Here is a 15,800-nt window from a genome sequence, read left to right as displayed (position 1 = left end):
TGTTGCGGTTGAAACGTCAGGTGTACTTCGCCGCGAACGTCCGGGCCCGGCGCAGTTCCGGGAACCAGAAGGCCCACAGCACGGTAACGACTATCGCACCCACCCCGCCGAACACAACCGCTCCGGTTGCGCCGAGCAGGGCGGCGGCCACGCCGGACTGCATTTCGCCCAGCTCGTTCGAGGCCGAGATGGCAAGGCCCGAGATCGACGAGACGCGCCCGCGCACGCCGTCGGGCGTGTGCAGCTGTACCAGCGTGTTGCGGATGAACACCGAAACCATGTCGCTCGCGCCGATCAGCGCCAGGAACACCAGCGACAGCGCGAAATTGCGCGACAGGGCAAAGCCGATGGTGGCCGCGCCGAACGCGATCACCGCCAGCAGCATCTTGTTGCCGACTTCCTGCTCGATCGGGCGTCGGGAAAGGAACGTGGCCACCAGCGCCGCGCCAAGGCCCGGCATCGCGCGCATGAAGCCCAGGCCATACGAACCGACTGCGTGCCCGTCGATCGTCAGGATATCGCGCGCGAACACCGGCAGCAGCGCAGTTGCCCCGCCCAGCAATACGGCGAACAGGTCGAGCGTGATGCAGCCCAGCAGGAAGCGTTCGTTCCACACGAACGACAGTCCTTCGCGGATCTGCTTGATCGGATGGACGTTGCGGTTGTCCTCCTTGGGGGGCAGCGGGCGGATACCGAAGATGCGCACCGCGCCCACCGCCAGCAGCACGGTCGAAACCGCATAGGGCGCCGGGGCATAGGCCGCGAACATCAGTCCGGCGAGGGCCGGGCCGCCCAGCGAACCGATCTGCCACGCCATCGCATTGATCGCGACGGCGCGCGGCAGCAGCGCCGGCGGCACCACGTTGGGCGCGATCGAGGACAGCGCCGGCCCCAGGAACACGCGCGCCGTGCCGTGCAGCGCGCCAAGGCCGAACAGCAGCGGCAGGTTCAGAACCTGCAGCCACGTCGCCAGCGTCAGCACCAGCGCCACCACCGTGTCGATCAGCATCGAACACGTCACCACCAGCCGCCGGTCGAACCGGTCGGCCACCACGCCCGCGACCGGGGTCAGCAGGAACAGCGGCAGGAACTGTACGAGCCCCAGAAGGCCGAGCTGGAACGAAGCCTTGCCGATGCTCATGCCATAGGCGCCGCGCGCCACGTCGTAGAGCTGGTAGCCCAGGATCACCACCATGCCGGTGGTGGCAAAGGCAGAGGCCAGCCGCGCCGTCCAGAAGCGGCGGTAATCCGGGATCTGCAGCGGGGATGTGGGTTCGGGGGAGGGGGCAGTGTCTGACACCGCCTTCAAGTGGCAGCGCGCAAGTCGCTTGCCAAGCAACGAAAACTAATGAGCCGCGTAAATCGAGACATAAGTCGCGCCGAAGGATTGTGGGGCCACGCCCCCATATCCGGCGGCGAGCCCGGACGATAACGCCGTTTGGGAAGTGTACGGACCTGCGCGACCGGCGCGGGCGCCATGCGTGGCGCTGCGCGTGGGAGGGCAAGAGGAACGCTGTGGCGAGTGGCCGGCGGGGCGTTGGCTATCCCGGATCGGCTCAGCCTGAATTCGGACGGGGGCTCGAAACCCGGGCGGCGGCTCGCAAGGCGGCCCGGTCCGTAGCGAATAAGTCCCTGAAGGATCAGCCCGGACGGCCTTTGATCGGACAAGCGGATCGTCGGCGGATCATGGGGCACTGTGACTTCAGGGAGGCGCATGCACGCGGTTGAACCACCGCACCACATCCGCCCGTCCGTTGCAGTGGCTTGGGTGTGCCCGGGACTGGGGCTTAACGCCCTCGCTGCCGTATCCCCCAAGAGAGATGCGGCTCCCGCAGCGCCGACCCGCGCCGGTCGCGTCGGGCCTTTCCCTGCGTGGAGATTGGCCCGAAGGAGCGAAGAGCAAGCCGGCCATGCCGCTCCCGGTCCGTGGGTGGGGCGTATAACCTATATGGTACGTTTTGTCAAGGTTGGGGAAGAACAGGACAGATGCGAGGGGGTCACCCCCTCGCGCTCCCGGGACGTCTTCCGGCGCTGGTCAAGCGCTATGGGGTGGGGTTACGCCCTGTCTCGCTGTTGCGCTTGGGAGAACAAGGGCGGCCCTTCGACAGGCTCAGGGCAGGCGGTTGGGGGAGGGGGTGTTCGCTCCTCAACCGTCATGCCAGCGTAGGCTGGCATCGCTCTCGGTTTGCGGAACGGTTGGGAGGCGCTTGCTGGCCAGCGATCCCAGCCTTCGCTGGGATGACGCCATGGTGCGGGCGGAGGTGGGCGCCACGCCTTACCCCCGCCCATCCTGAGCTTGTCGAAGGATAGCCCTTTTCTTCCGAGCGCGCGAAATGCCCGTCAGATCTTCAGCGACACGGTGATCCGCACGTCGCGCCCGGCAATCGGCACGAAGTCGCGGGTTTCGGAAGTGGCGAGGCGGCCCGATACGTCGAGCAGGTTGTCGCCCGACAGGATCAGCGACAGCGGGCCGTCCTTGCCCTTGGGGCGCCAGGTCAGGCTGGCGTTTACCAGCGTGAAGCCGCCCACCGGGTTCTCGTTCGCGGCCACGCGGTTCTGCGCGGCGTTGCGCACCACTTCGGCGCGCGCGTCGAACATGTCGGAATCGAACTCGATGCCGCCGCGCACCCGCAACGGTGGAATGCGCGGTGCGGCGCCGAGGCCGGTCAGGCTGGCGTGGACGTAATCCACGCTGCCATCGATGCTTACCGAACTGCCGTTGTCCCACTGCAGCGCCTTGGCCGATGCTTCCGCCTCGATGCCGCGGAACTTCGCCGGCACCTGCGTGAACTGGTAGACCGGGTAGCCCTCGATCAGCTCCCCGGTCGGCAGCGGCGCGATGTAGTCCTTGAAATCGGTGGCATAGGCGGTGACCGCCGCGGCGAAGCGTTCGCCGTGGAAGCGCGCGCCGGCTTCGACCGTGTTCGAACGCTCCTTGCGGAAGCCGGGGTTGCCGCGCTCGTAGGACTGCGTCGCATCGTGGATGCCGTCGATGTACAGCTCTTCCGACGTCGGCGCGCGTTCGCCGTGCGCCGCCGAAAGGCTGAGCGTCAGGCTTTCGACCGGATGCCAGGCAAGGCCGAGGCCGCCCGAATACTGGTTGAAGCTGCTGCGCTGCGTCCCGTCGATCGTGGCGACGGCGGTGTGTTCGTAACGCGCGGTGCCTTCCAGATCGACCGTGCCGAGCTTCAGTTGCTGGCGCGTGAAGGCGGCGAAGCGATCGGTGTTGGTGTCGGGGATCAGCCGCTCGTCGCCGACCACGGACAGCTTGCGGGTCGAAACCTGCACGCCGCTCTGTCCGCTCCAGTCACCGTGCCTTGCCTGCACCAGGTCGAGCCGGCTTTCGATCGCCTTGTTGAAGAAGCGCGTTGCGGGGACGCCCGCGTCCAGTTCGGCGTGGGTGTAATCGCCATAGGCCGCGCGCAGGTCGATCCGGTCGAGGAAGCCGGTGGCGTTGAGGCTGGCGCGCAGGTCATAGCGCGTCTGGCGCAGCGACAGCGAGACGGGGTCGGAATCGCCCACCGCCGGGCGCGGCGGAATGCCGTAGTCGCTGGCCAGGCGCTGCACCGAAATGCCGATGCTGCCGCCATCGTCGATGAAGGCGAGGCCCCCGCCGAAGGTATAGCCCTTGGCCCACGAATTGCTCAGCCGGCCGCGCTGGTTGGCCTGGGTCGTCAGCTGGTCCGCCCCGGCCTGATCGCCATCGGCGGCAAGGTCAGCGGCAGAGGCCAGCGTCTGCGCGCGCAGCTGTGGCGACAGCGCATAGCCGCCGATGCGCAGGTCGTTCGCGTGGTTGTAGCTGCCATCGACATGCGCCACGAGGCGCGGTGCGATGACAACGTCCGCCGCCGCGCCCAGGTTCACCGCATCGGCCGCGGTGCCATAGGAGCCGAGCGCCGTGAGCGAGATCGTCTTGTCGGGCACGCTGCGCGGAATGCGCTTGTCGATCGCGTTGACCGCGCCGCCGGCGGGATCGCTGGCATAGAGCAGCACGGCGGGTCCGTGGAGCACGTCGATGTGGTCGACGTTCAGCGTATCGAGCGCGACGCCGTGGTCCGCCGAAACCGATGCCGCGTCGAGCGAGCCGATGCCGTCGGTCAGCACCTGCACGCGAGGGCCGTCGAAGCCGCGCAGCACCGGACGGCTGGCACCGGGGGCAAAGCCGCTGGTCGAAACGCCGGGCAGCTTGGCCAGCATCGTGCCGATTTGCGGCGCGACGTTGCGGGCGAGGGCATCGCCGGTCAGCACCACCGGGGCCGAGATCGTGTCGCGATCGCCGCTGATCAGGCGGCCCGACACGATGATCGGCGGGTGGCCGGCATCGTCGGGCGTGGCGGGATCGGCGTGCGCCTCGGTATCGCCGCTGGCCGGGGCGGGGGCAGGAGCGTCAGCCTCGGCGGCGAGCGCCGGCGTCACGCCGAACAGGCCGCCGGCGGCAAATCCCGCAAGCAGCGCGCTGCGCAGCGTCTGGGAGGGGGCGGAGCGACGGGGAAGGGGGGAGAGAGCGTTCAAGGTTGCTACCCGCTGTTTGTTTGTGCGGATGCTGCTTAGCGTGATGATATAATATATCAACACCTGATCGACGAACCGCGCAACAAGGGCATTCCTGCCCCTGCCGCGCGGCGCGCCGTCTTCAGGTCCTGTTCCGTCAGCGGCTCTGGCGCAGCCTAGGATTGGGCTGCAACGCCTTGATCAGCTTGATGAAATCGTCCTGCCGGACGATTCGCTCGAACTGGAAACCGGCGCGTTCGCCATCGTTCCACACCAGGAACGCCTCGATTCGCCCGATCACTTGCAGGCGAATGGTGACGCGTTCGCCGCGCCCCAGTTCGATCGCGCCGCTGGTCATGAAGCCCGTCGACGAGATGTTGACGATCGTCATCATCACATCGCCAAGCTGCCGGTGCTCGCCGATCACGGGCAGGTTCACCGGATGCCGCGCGGCGCGGCGCTGGTCGGTGACGGAAAGCTGAGCTCCTCCGGACATCTTTCCTCCTTGCCGGTGTCAGTTGATAGGCAAGGTTTTGATCCGGATTGGCTTATATTTCGTAAAGCGGGCGGCACGTTTAAGCCGGGCCGTTGCCGGGGTGCGGCAGAATTCTTCCGTTAACGGCTGCGCAGCACCCCGTGCTTCTTCTTTCCCGACGAAATGCGAATTTCGTTTTCGCCCATCACGATACGATGCGAATCATCGGTCACCGCAATTCCGTCGACGCGCGCGCCGCCGCCGGCCACCAGCCGCTTGGCTTCGCCGCGGCTGCCGGCAAAGCCCAGCCCGACCAGCGCATCGACAATGGATACATCTGCATCCGAAACGACCAGGCTCGGCAGGTCCTCGCCCAGGCCCCCGCCGGCAAAGGTCGCCGCCGCGGTGGCTTCGGCCGCCCTGGCCGCATCTTCGCCGCGCACCAGCCGCGTCACTTCGTTCGCCAGCACGACCTTGGCGGCGTTGATCTCGCTGCCCTGCAAGCCTTCCAGCCGGGCGATCTCGTCGAGCGGCAGGTCGGTGAACAGGCGCAGGAACTTGCCCACGTCGCGGTCATCGGCATTGCGCCAGTACTGCCAGAAATCCCAGGCGGGCAGGGCATCTTCGTTGAGCCACACCGCGCCGGCGGCGGTCTTGCCCATCTTCTTGCCATCGGCGGTGGTCAGCAGCGGCGTGGTCAGCCCGAACACTTCCCTGCCATCCTTGCGGCGGGTCAGTTCGATGCCGTTGACGATGTTGCCCCACTGATCGGAGCCGCCCATCTGCAGCCGCACGCCCATCGCCTTGTTCAGGTGGCGGAAGTCGTATCCCTGCAGGATCATGTAGTTGAATTCGAGGAACGTCATCGGCTGTTCGCGATCGAGCCGCAGCTTGACCGAATCGAACGTCAGCATCCGGTTGACGGTAAAGTGCGTGCCGACTTCCTGCAGCAGCTCGATGTAACCCAGCTTGCCCAGCCAGTCGTGGTTGTTGACCATGACCGCGTCGGTCGGCCCGTCGCCGAAAGTCAGCAGCTTTTCGAACACCCGCTTGATCGAGGCGATGTTGTCCTCGATCGTCTGGTCCGACAGCATCTTGCGGCTTTCGTCGCGCCCGGTCGGATCGCCGATCCGCGTGGTGCCGCCACCCATCAGCACCACCGGCTTGTGCCCGGCCTGCTGCAGGCGGCGCAGCATCATGATCTGCACGAGCGAGCCCACGTGCAGCGATGGCGCGGTGGCGTCGAAGCCGATATAGCCCGGAACCACGCCCGCGCTCGCCAGCTTGTCGAGCCCTTCGGCATCGGTCAGCTGGTGGATGTAGCCACGCTCTTCGAGCAGGCGGAGCAGGGTCGACTGGTATTGGGTCATCGCGGCCTTCTTTCTGGTGGCGGCGCGCCTAGCACGGCTGTTGCGCGAAATGAACCCGGCGGCGGGACTTCGGCTGATGCCTTGGCGGAAAGTGAAGTTCGGTGCTTCGACAGGCTCTGCACGGGCGGGGTAGGGCAAGCGTTGCGGGGGGAGCGTCTGACGTTTCGGCAGGATCGACATGGGCTGGGGAGGGGAACCGGTCCGTCAATATCCGTCTGCCCTGAGCTTGTCGAAGGGCTGCCCTTTTCCTAGCGTGCGGGCATGGGGTTCTGGGCCTACATGCTCCACTGCCGGGGCGGCGCGTTCTATGTCGGGCAGACCGACGATCTCGAGCGCCGCATCGCAGAGCACACCAGCGGTGCGATCCCCGGATTTACGCGCGACCACTTGCCGGTCGACCTGGTCTGGTCCGAGCAATTCTCAACGCGCGACGAGGCGAAGGCCGCCGAACGGCAGATCAAGGGCTGGTCGCGGGCGAAGAAGCTTGCGCTGATCCGCGGGGATTGGGTGCGAATTTCAGCGTTGGCAAAGAACAAGGGCAGTGCTTCGACAAGCTCAGTACGGACGGGGGAGGGGGCAGGCCGTGCGTGGGGCGCCCCCGAAGAAGGACGGTGCTTCGACAAGCTCAGCACGGACGGAGGAGGGATAGCGTTGGGTTGTGGCGGAGTAGCACGGAGGGGAAAGGGATGACTGTTCTCCCAGACACCGCCCGCCCTGAGCTTGTCGAAGGGCCGTCCTTCCCCCTTCCGTCCTTCCCCTGCGCCATGGAGCCACTGCCATGCTGATCCACTACCCGGCACGCCCCCCGCTGCAGGTCACGGCGGTTTCCGCGCGGATCATCGGGTTCGATGCCAACTGGCTCACCATTCGCTGGCGCGTCGATGGCACCGCCGCGCTGGTCGTGCCGCCGTTTGCGGGCAAGCGCCGCGCCGACGGGCTGTGGCAGGCGACCTGCTTCGAACTGTTCGTGCAAGGGGCCGATGCCCCGGCCTATGCCGAATTCAACTTCAGCCCGTCCGAGCGCTGGGCCGCCTATTCCTTTGCCGACGTGCGCGCCGGCATGGCCGAGCGGCCGGTCGCGCCCCAGCCGACGTGCACCCCGCGCCGGGGGCAGAACGTGCTGATCTTCGATGCCGTGCTGCCGGCAAGCGTGCTGCCGCCGCTGCCGGCGCGCTATGGCCTGACCGCGGTGATCGAGGAGGAGGGCGGCCACAAGTCGTACTGGGCGATGGCCCACGGAGGCGAGACGCCCGACTTCCACGACCCGGCTTGCTTCCACGGCCACCTTGCGGCACCCAGCGCCCCATGAAGTTCGGTATCGATCGCCTGCTGGCGGACCCCACCTTGCGCGCCCCGCTCGCCGGCCGCCGCGTCGCGCTCGTCGCGCATCCCGCTTCGGTTACCGAAGGCCTGGTTCATTCGCTCGATGCGCTGGCCGGACTGCCCGACGTGAACCTGACCGCCGCCTTCGGCCCGCAGCACGGGTTGAAGGGGGACAAGCAGGACAACATGGTCGAAACCGCCGACGAGCTCGATCCCGTCTACGGCATCCCGGTGTTCAGCCTCTATGGCGAAGTCCGCCGCCCCACCGCGCGGATGATGGACAGCGCCGACGTGTTCCTGTTCGATCTGCAGGACCTGGGCTGCCGCATCTACACCTTCGTCACCACGCTGCTCTACCTGCTCGAAGCCGCATCAGGCACGGGCAAGGCGGTCTGGGTGCTCGATCGGCCCAATCCTGCCGGCCGCCCGGTCGAAGGCACCACGCTGCTGCCCGGCTGGGAAAGCTTCGTGGGCGCCGGGCCGATGCCGATGCGCCACGGGCTGACGCTGGGCGAGATGGGCCACTGGTTCGTCGATCACTTCAAGCTCGATGTCGATTACCGCGTGATCGCGATGGAGGGCTGGCAGCCCGAAAGCGGCCCCGGATTCGGCTGGCCGGAAAGCCGCATCTGGGTCAACCCGTCGCCCAACGCCGCCAGCCTCAACATGGCGCGCGCCTATGCCGGCACGGTGATGATCGAAGGCGCGACCGTTTCGGAAGGGCGCGGCACCACCCGCCCGCTCGAAGTGCTGTTCGGCGCGCCCGATATCGACGCCAAGGCCGTGCTGGCCGAGATGCGCACGTTCGCCCCGCAGTGGATGGAAGGCGCCGCGATCCGCGAATGCTGGTTCGAACCGACCTTCCACAAGCACGCAAAGTCGCTGTGCAGCGCGCTGATGGTCCATGCCGAGGGCCGCTTCTATGACCACCACGCCTTCCGCCCGTGGCGGTTGCAGGCGCTGGCGTTCAAGGCGATCCGGCGGCTCTATCCGGACTACCCGCTGTGGCGCGATTTCCCGTACGAGTACGTGTTCGACAAGCTCGCCATCGACGTGATCAACGGCGGCCCCGCCTTGCGGGAATGGGTCGATGATCCCGCCACCACCGCCGCCGACCTCGACGCGATCGCCACGCCCGACGAAGCGGCGTGGATTGAGGCGCGTCGGCCGCATCTGCTTTATTGAGGCGGCAAGGCCCCGCCAAACGTCTTGCCTGCACACGCTCCCTAAATTAGAGCAAACATTCTAATAATCGGGAGAAGTTGCATGGAATCGCGCCGATCGGCCCTCAAGCTGACTGCCTTGGGAGCCTTGGCAGCAGGCGGTAGCGCCACTGCGCGCACGCTGCCCAGGGCGACAGGCCCGGCGGCCCGGTGCGCGACAGCAACCGACGCCGCGCCGCAATGGCGCCGTGGCATCGAAGGCCAGCGGATTGCCGATCTGGGCGATGGGCGCTTCCTCAATCCCGTGCTGTCGGGCGACTATCCCGATCCGTCCGTGCTCAAGGACGGCGACGATTATTACATGACGCATTCGTCGTTCGATTCCGCGCCCGGCCTGCTCATCTGGCATTCGCGCGATCTGGTGAACTGGCGCCCGCTCGGCCCGGCACTGGCCAAGCCGCTGGGCACCGTCTTCGCGGTCGATATCGCGAAGCACGACGGGCGCTATTTCATCTACATTCCCTTCATGAAGGCGCCCTGGTCGCCCGACCTGCCAAGCTTTGCCAACACCTATGTCATCCACGCGCCGTCGATGGCGGGGCCGTGGAGCGATCCCATCGACCTGAAGATCGGCGGCCTGATCGATCCCGGCCATGTCGTGGGCGAAGACGGCCATCGCTACCTGTTCTTCAACGACGGCAAGCGCGTGCGCCTGACCCCCGATGGCCTCGCCACGGCGGGCCCGGTAGAAGATGCCTACAAGGCGTGGCACTATCCCGATGACTGGATCACCGAAGCCTTTTCGCCAGAGGGGCCCAAGCTGTTCCGGCGGGGCGACTGGTTCTACCTGGTCAACGCCGTGGGCGGCACCAGCGGCCCGCCGACCGGGCACATGATCGTCGCGGCGCGCTCGCGCTCGATCCATGGGCCGTGGGAGAACTGCCCGCACAACCCGATCCAGCGCACCCGTTCGCGCGACGAGATGTGGTGGTCGCGCGGCCACGCCACCTGCGTCGAAGGGCCGGGCGGGCAATGGGTGATGGTCTATCACGGCTACGAAGCAGGCTTGACCACGTTGGGGCGGCAGACGCTGGTCGAACCGATCGAATGGACCGCCGATGGCTGGTTCCGCGCGGTCGGCGGCGATCTTTCGCAGCCGCTGGCCAAGCCGAAGGGCGCGGCCGTGCCGCACGGCATGCCGCATTCCGATGATTTCGCATCTTCGCGCCTCGGCACCTTGTGGAACCTTTACAACAGCGCGCCGGCCGAAGCAGCGCGCGTTGCGATCGGCAATGGCGCACTGGCGCTGCAGGCACGGGGGAAGGGGCCGTCGGACGGCACCGTCGTTACCCAGCAGGTCGGCGATCGCGCCTATGAGGTCACCGTGGAAGTCGAACTCGAAGGCGGGGCGCAGGGTGGCCTGCTGCTGCTGTTCGACGATCGGCTGTTCCTGGGCATGGGCATCGATGGCAGCCGCATGGTCAGCTATCGCGGCGGCAAGGCGTCCTATTGGCCAGAGCCTGCGCCGGCGGTGCGCAAGATGCACATGCGCATCGTCAATCAGGACCAGATCGTCACCATGTACTACAGCCTCGATGGCAAGGCGTGGACGCGGCACGGGGTCAGGAGCGAAGTCTCGGGATACAACGCCAATACCGTCGACAACCTGCTCAGCCTGCGCCCGGCGCTGTTCGCCAGCGGCCCGGATGGGCGCGCCCTGTTCCGCAATTTCCGCTATCGCGCGCTGGCCTGACTGGTTGCGGCGCATGTCCTGAAAGTGCCATCCACCCGCGGGGTGGATGGCTGAAGTTGACACATGTCTTGCATATGCAACATTCGGCGCGCCTGTCCTACAGGTGGGGCGGCCGGTATGCTGCGTCCATGCAAACCTGCTGCGCTCTCGGAAAAGTCCGATATTTCAGTGGCATAGGTCGGATGTCGGCGAAACCCGGCCGGCGCAGACGCGTCCGCCGGGTGCAAGTCCAAGTCTTCGCTCAGAAGTCTGTCAACTTCGTCAACTTGGGTGCCGCCGGAGCGGCACCCGCGCGCTCAATGCTTCTTGCACGTCAGTTCCCGCATCGCGCCGTCGAGTCCTTCAAGTGTCAGCGGGAACATCGATCCGTTCATGATGTCCTTGATCATCTTGGTCGACTGCGAATAGGTCCACTGCTTCTCGGGCACCGGGTTCAGCCACACCGTGGCGGGGTAGGTCTGCGCCACGCGATGCAGCCAGACGGCGCCGGCTTCCTCGTTGAAGTGTTCCACGCTGCCGCCGGGATGGCTGATCTCGTACGGGCTCATCGCCGCATCGCCCACGAACACGATCTTGTAGTCGTGGCCGTACTTGTGGAGCAGGTCCCAGGTCTTGGTCCGTTCCGACCAGCGGCGCTTGTTGTCCTTCCACACGCCTTCGTACAGGCAGTTGTGGAAGTAGAAGAATTCCATGTTCTTGAACTCGGCCGTGGCCGCGCTGAACAGTTCCTCCACCATGCGGATGAACGGGTCCATCGATCCGCCGACGTCGAGGAACAGCAGCAGCTTGACCGCATTCTTGCGCTCGGCGCGCATGCGGATGTCGAGCCAGCCCTGCTTGGCGGTGCCTTCGATCGTGCCTTCGAGGTCCAGCTCGTCCGGGTTGCCTTCGCGGGCGAAGCGGCGCAGCCGACGCAGCGCCACCTTGATGTTGCGGGTGCCCAGTTCCTTGGTGTTGTCCAGGTTCTGGAATTCGCGCTTTTCCCAGACCTTGATCGCGCGGCCGTGCTTGCTTTCGCCGCCGATGCGCACGCCTTCGGGGTTGTAGCCCGAATTGCCGAAGGGCGACGTGCCGCCGGTGCCGATCCACTTGTTGCCGCCCTGGTGGCGCTTTTCCTGCTCCTCCAGCCGCTTCTTGAGCGTGTCCATGATCTCCTCCCAGGAGCCCATGGCCTTGATCTTTTCCATTTCCTCTTCGGTGAGGAACTTCTCGGCAACCGCCTTGAGCCAGTCCTCGGGAATGTCGACCGGGCGCTGGCCGTAATCGGTCAGGATGCCCTTGAACACCTTGTTGAACACCTGGTCGAAGCGATCGAGCAGGCCTTCGTCCTTCACGAAGGTGGCGCGCGAAAGGTAATAGAACGCTTCGGGCGTCTGCTCGATCACGTCCTTGTCGAGCGCCTCCAGCAGCACGAGGTGCTCCTTGAAGCTGGCGGGGATGCCCGCCGCGCGCAGTTCGTCGACGAAGTTGAAGAACATCGGTTCAGGTCCCTGAAGGGGGAGTGGAGGGCGCGGCGGGCGTTTGGGCAGGTGGCTGAGCAGGCGGCTGCTGGGGCCAGCTTTCGCGCGCCGGATCGATCTGCGCCCAGGCGGGGGCATCGTCGGTCCAGATCACGACTTCGGGTTCCAGCCCGTGCCCCGCATCCAGCGCGCCGAAGCGCACGGTCTTGAGATGCGGCCGCGCCGAACTCTGGCCATAGATCTGCGTGCCGCAGGCGGGGCAGAAATGGAAGGTCAGCGTGTTGCCGCTTGCCGCCTGCCACCCGCCGCTCGCCAGCGTGCCCTCGATCGCCACGGCCTCGGCCGCGAAGATCGCGTTGTGCGTCGGACCGCCGGCGGCGATCTTCTGGCACTGGCGGCACCAGCACTGGCGCGTGGTCATCGGTTCGGCCGAAATCGCCAGCGTGACCGCGCCACAGGCGCAGCGCCCGGAATAGGGTGCGGTCATCGTCTGGCGGCTCCTTCCTCTGGATCAGCCCAACTGGTTTCAGCTAGGCCGGCGGGCCATGAAGGCCAGCTTCTCGAACAGCATGATGTCCTGCTCGTTCTTGAGCAAGGCCCCATGCAGCGGCGGGATCGCCTTGGTCGGATCGCGGTTCTGCAGCACGTCGAGCGGCATGTCCTCATTGAGCAGCAGCTTGAGCCAGTCGAGCAGTTCGCTGGTGCTGGGCTTCTTCTTCAGCCCCGGCACGTCGCGCACTTCGTAGAACACTTCCATCGCCTTGGTCACCAGCGTCTTCTGGATGCCGGGGAAGTGGACGTCGATGATCGCCTGCATCGTGTCGCGGTCGGGGAACTTGATGTAGTGGAAGAAGCAGCGGCGCAGGAATGCGTCGGGCAGCTCCTTCTCGTTGTTCGAGGTGATGACCACGATCGGGCGTTCCTTGGCCGCGATCCGCTCCTGCGTTTCATAGACATCGAAGCTCATGCGATCGAGCTCCTGCAGCAGGTCGTTCGGGAACTCGATGTCCGCCTTGTCGATCTCGTCGATCAGCAGGACGGGCAGCTGCGGCGCGGTGAACGCTTCCCACAGCTTGCCCTTCTTGATGTAGTTGCGGATGTCGTGGACGCGTTCATCGCCCAGCTGGCCGTCGCGCAGGCGGGCCACCGCGTCGTATTCGTACAGTCCCTGCTGCGCCTTGGTCGTGGACTTGATGTTCCATTCGATCAGCGGCGCGCCGACGGCCTTGGCGATTTCGTGCGCCAGCACGGTCTTGCCGGTGCCGGGCTCGCCCTTGACGAGCAGGGGGCGGCGCAGCAGCACCGCGGCGTTGACCGCCACCTTGAGATCGTCGGTGGCGACATAGTTCTGGGTACCTTCGAAGCGCATCGGCTGTCCCTTGCTCTGTTCTGGTCGGGTGTCTCTGAGTTAATCGGTTGGTTAAACGATAGCAGGCGGTTGGCGGCTGGCAAGACTCTCTTGCGCTTCATGTGCCGTACATTGTCCTGTCAGAATTGAGGGTCTAGGCGGCAGGCAATGAATGTCGAGGCCCAACCGTTTGCCCCTTCGCGCTATGGCGCCTCCAAACGTGACCGGCCGCGCGCCATCGTGCTTGCCGCCGCGGTATGCTTCGCGCTCGCCGCGATCGTGGTGCGGATGGGCGATTACATCGAGTTCGGCGGCGAGGGGAAGGGCCAGCTGACCGCCGTGAACCTCAGCCAGGACAAGGGCGAGGAGAAGAAGGCGGAGCGCAAGCAGCCCGAAAAGAAGAAGGCGGTGGCGCAAAAGCAGCCGGTCCAGCCGCAGCCCGAGCCGGTGCGCCAGGCGGTGAAGATCCCGCCGCGCGTGATCGTGCCCACCGAAAGCCCCACGCTGCCGCCGGGCTTCATCGTGATGAGCCGCAAGGATTTTGCCGCGGCCGACATCGGCAAGATGGCCAAGGCCGCGCCCCCGGCAGCGGGCGGTGCGGGCGACAGCGGCAGCGGCGGCGCATCTGCGGGCGTGGGCGAAGGGCCGGGCGGAGCGGTGCTCTATGCAGCGCAGTGGTATCGCGAACCGCGCGATGCGGAACTCGCGCCCTATCTGCCCGCCGGCCGCGCACCTGGATCGTGGGCGATGATCGCCTGCCGCACGATCCAGGACTATCATGTCGAGGATTGCCGCGAACTGGGCGAATCGCCCCCCGGATCGGGCCTGGCGCGCGCGCTGCGGCAGGCCGCTTGGCAATTCCTGGTCCGCCCGCCGCGCGTCGATGGCAAGCCGCAGCTCGGCACCTGGGTGCGGATCCGCTTCGACTTCCGCCAGCCGGCCAAGGACAGCGACGGGCGCTAGGCTTTCAGCCGCCGCGACAGCGCGGCGCGCAGCGGTTCGTCCCACAGCCGCAAGCCCGCCCAGCCCACCGCGATCATCGCGGGCGGAATGGCCAGCGCCACGGCGAGCACGGCGCCGGGCTGGGGCTCGGTCAGGATCACCCAGTCGGCGAACTTGTAGATGAACGGGTAGTGCAGGATGTAGAGCGGGTACGACAGCCGCCCCAGCACCCGCGCCGTCGCCAGCGTGCGCGGTCCGACGTCGGAATGCGCGCCGAACAGCACGATCAGCGGGAACAGCACGATGACCATCGCCGCTTCGAGCACGCCGTTGGCCGTGGCGGCATCGGCCGTGCCGAGGAACGGCAGGGCAAGCGCGCCGGTCATCAGCAGGCCCAGCGGCACGAGGCCGAGGCGCAGCCTGGGCAACGCGGGCAGCATCCGGTGCAGCCACAGGCCGAAGATGAACGGGAAGGCCAGCCGGACGAAGGCGTAGGGGAAGGTCTCCCAGCCGAAGCCGAGCGACAGCTTGCCGTGGCTGACCGCGGCCCAGCCCAGGACGATGGCGGCGATTGCCGCCAAGACCAGCAGCACGCGGTTGCCAAGGTGGCGCAGCACGAGCGCGTAGGCGAGGTTGCCGACATATTCCTGGAACAGCGTCCACGTGGGACCATCGAGCGAATGGGTGTCTTCAAAGCGGCCGGGCAGGCCGGGGTAGGGAAGGACCAGCAGGGCGAGCGCGATCGTGGTCGCCGCCGCCACCGGCCCGATGTCCCAGCCGGGCCCGCGGAACGGTCCCAGGAAATAGACCGCCGCGCCGATCGCGGTGGCGAGGATCACCAGCGGGTGAAGCCGGATCAGGCGGCGCTTGACGAATTCGCCAAAGCCCATGCCCTGCGCCCAGCGCCGGTCATAGGCGTAGGACACGACGAAGCCCGACAGGCAGAAGAAGAAATCGACCGCCAGCGCGCCATGGGGAAGGATGTTGCGCGCCGGGTCGCCCATCACCGGGATTTCGTTGACGTGAAATACCAGCACCAGCAGCGCTGCGATCCCGCGCAACCCGTCGAGCACTTCGAAGTGCGGTCGTTCCGTCATGTCCTGATTGCCTCTCCCCTTATTGGTGACAGCGTGAGACAAATCTCTGCGGCGCGCAAGGGGGAGCCGATGGCAGCGTGATGCGTTCTAAAGCCGGATGGAGAGCAATGGAGCGATCCCCATGGCCAAGACGTTCAAGTTGCCGCGCAAGATCAACGGGTTCCGCCTGCCGAAGAAGGCGCGCAAGCAGGCCAACGCGTTCATTGCCCGCCTTCAGGGCGAAGAGCTTGAGGCGCTGGCCACCGCCGTCCTCGGCGCGATCCTGATCCACTTTGCCGACCGCGCCGCGCGCAATGGCGAGCCCGGTGATCCGCTATCGAAGCGGCTTATCGATGCGGTGGGCAGCCACCTGAAGCATTAGGCGGTGGAGGCCGATCA

The 15,800-nt window shown here is 66.5% G+C and carries 14 protein-coding genes; 6 read left to right on the top strand and 8 right to left on the bottom strand.

The annotated features are described in order from the left end of the window. Positions 1–16 precede the first annotated feature (16 nt). The 4 genes from AACH40_RS09485 to tyrS form a co-directional block, all read right to left on the bottom strand. A complete protein-coding gene (locus tag AACH40_RS09485; RefSeq protein WP_338642194.1) occupies positions 17–1,300 on the bottom strand; it encodes an MFS transporter in 1,284 nt (427 codons plus the stop codon). 1,040 nt (positions 1,301–2,340) lie between these two features. Next, a complete protein-coding gene (locus AACH40_RS09480) occupies positions 2,341–4,512 on the bottom strand; it encodes a TonB-dependent receptor (RefSeq protein WP_338642192.1) in 2,172 nt (723 codons plus the stop codon). 136 nt (positions 4,513–4,648) lie between these two features. After that, positions 4,649–4,987, bottom strand: coding sequence for a PilZ domain-containing protein (locus AACH40_RS09475; protein WP_338642191.1), 339 nt, complete (start codon positions 4,985–4,987; stop codon positions 4,649–4,651). Between the two features lie 119 nt (positions 4,988–5,106). Then, entirely contained in the window at positions 5,107–6,336 is a 1,230-nt protein-coding gene (gene tyrS, locus AACH40_RS09470) for a tyrosine--tRNA ligase (protein ID WP_338642190.1), read from the bottom strand. Between the two features lie 261 nt (positions 6,337–6,597). On the opposite strand from tyrS, the gene AACH40_RS09465 reads away from it, so the two are divergent. The 4 genes from AACH40_RS09465 to AACH40_RS09450 all read left to right on the top strand — a co-directional run bounded on the left by AACH40_RS09465 (position 6,598) and on the right by AACH40_RS09450 (position 10,575). Beyond that, positions 6,598–7,026 carry a GIY-YIG nuclease family protein gene (locus AACH40_RS09465; RefSeq protein WP_338642189.1) on the top strand — a complete coding sequence of 143 codons (429 nt, stop codon included), beginning with the start codon at positions 6,598–6,600 and terminating at the stop codon, positions 7,024–7,026. An 88-nt stretch (positions 7,027–7,114) separates the two neighbouring features. Beyond that, entirely contained in the window at positions 7,115–7,645 is a 531-nt protein-coding gene (locus tag AACH40_RS09460; protein ID WP_338642187.1) for a DOMON-like domain-containing protein, read from the top strand. Next, entirely contained in the window at positions 7,642–8,844 is a 1,203-nt protein-coding gene (locus tag AACH40_RS09455) for a DUF1343 domain-containing protein (RefSeq protein ID WP_338642185.1), read from the top strand. Before AACH40_RS09460 ends, AACH40_RS09455 begins: the two co-directional genes overlap by 4 nt. 81 nt (positions 8,845–8,925) lie before the next feature. Next, a complete protein-coding gene (locus AACH40_RS09450; RefSeq protein ID WP_338642183.1) occupies positions 8,926–10,575 on the top strand; it encodes a family 43 glycosylhydrolase in 1,650 nt (549 codons plus the stop codon). Positions 10,576–10,871: 296 nt separating this feature from the next. Here the strand turns inward: AACH40_RS09450 and AACH40_RS09445 are convergent, their stop codons facing one another. The 3 genes from AACH40_RS09445 to AACH40_RS09435 are packed head-to-tail and all read right to left on the bottom strand — an operon-like array spanning position 10,872 to position 13,404. Next, the gene (locus tag AACH40_RS09445; RefSeq protein ID WP_338642182.1) at positions 10,872–12,053 is read right to left on the bottom strand and encodes a vWA domain-containing protein; all 1,182 of its coding nucleotides are present in this window, start codon (positions 12,051–12,053) and stop codon (positions 10,872–10,874) included. 4 nt (positions 12,054–12,057) lie between these two features. Then, on the bottom strand, positions 12,058–12,522 hold the full coding sequence (locus AACH40_RS09440) for a GFA family protein (protein ID WP_338642180.1): 465 nt from the start codon (positions 12,520–12,522) through the stop codon (positions 12,058–12,060). Positions 12,523–12,561: 39 nt separating this feature from the next. Further along, positions 12,562–13,404: an AAA family ATPase gene (locus AACH40_RS09435; protein ID WP_169493520.1), complete on the bottom strand. Its 843-nt coding sequence runs from the start codon at positions 13,402–13,404 to the stop codon at positions 12,562–12,564. 147 nt (positions 13,405–13,551) lie between these two features. Between AACH40_RS09435 and AACH40_RS09430 the strand changes: the two genes are divergently transcribed. Next, on the top strand, positions 13,552–14,346 hold the full coding sequence (locus AACH40_RS09430) for a hypothetical protein (protein WP_338642178.1): 795 nt from the start codon (positions 13,552–13,554) through the stop codon (positions 14,344–14,346). Here the strand turns inward: AACH40_RS09430 and AACH40_RS09425 are convergent. Further along, on the bottom strand, positions 14,343–15,422 hold the full coding sequence (locus AACH40_RS09425; RefSeq protein WP_338642176.1) for an acyltransferase: 1,080 nt from the start codon (positions 15,420–15,422) through the stop codon (positions 14,343–14,345). The two genes, AACH40_RS09430 and AACH40_RS09425, sit on opposite strands and share 4 nt — an antisense overlap. Before the next feature lie 121 nt (positions 15,423–15,543). Between AACH40_RS09425 and AACH40_RS09420 the strand changes: the two genes are divergently transcribed. Next, on the top strand, positions 15,544–15,783 hold the full coding sequence (locus tag AACH40_RS09420; protein ID WP_169493517.1) for a hypothetical protein: 240 nt from the start codon (positions 15,544–15,546) through the stop codon (positions 15,781–15,783). Positions 15,784–15,800: the final 17 nt, after the last annotated feature.

Source organism: Novosphingobium olei, assembly GCF_037076535.1.
Classification (GTDB): domain Bacteria; phylum Pseudomonadota; class Alphaproteobacteria; order Sphingomonadales; family Sphingomonadaceae; genus Novosphingobium; species Novosphingobium olei.
This window is presented reverse-complemented; position numbering and strand designations above follow the sequence as displayed.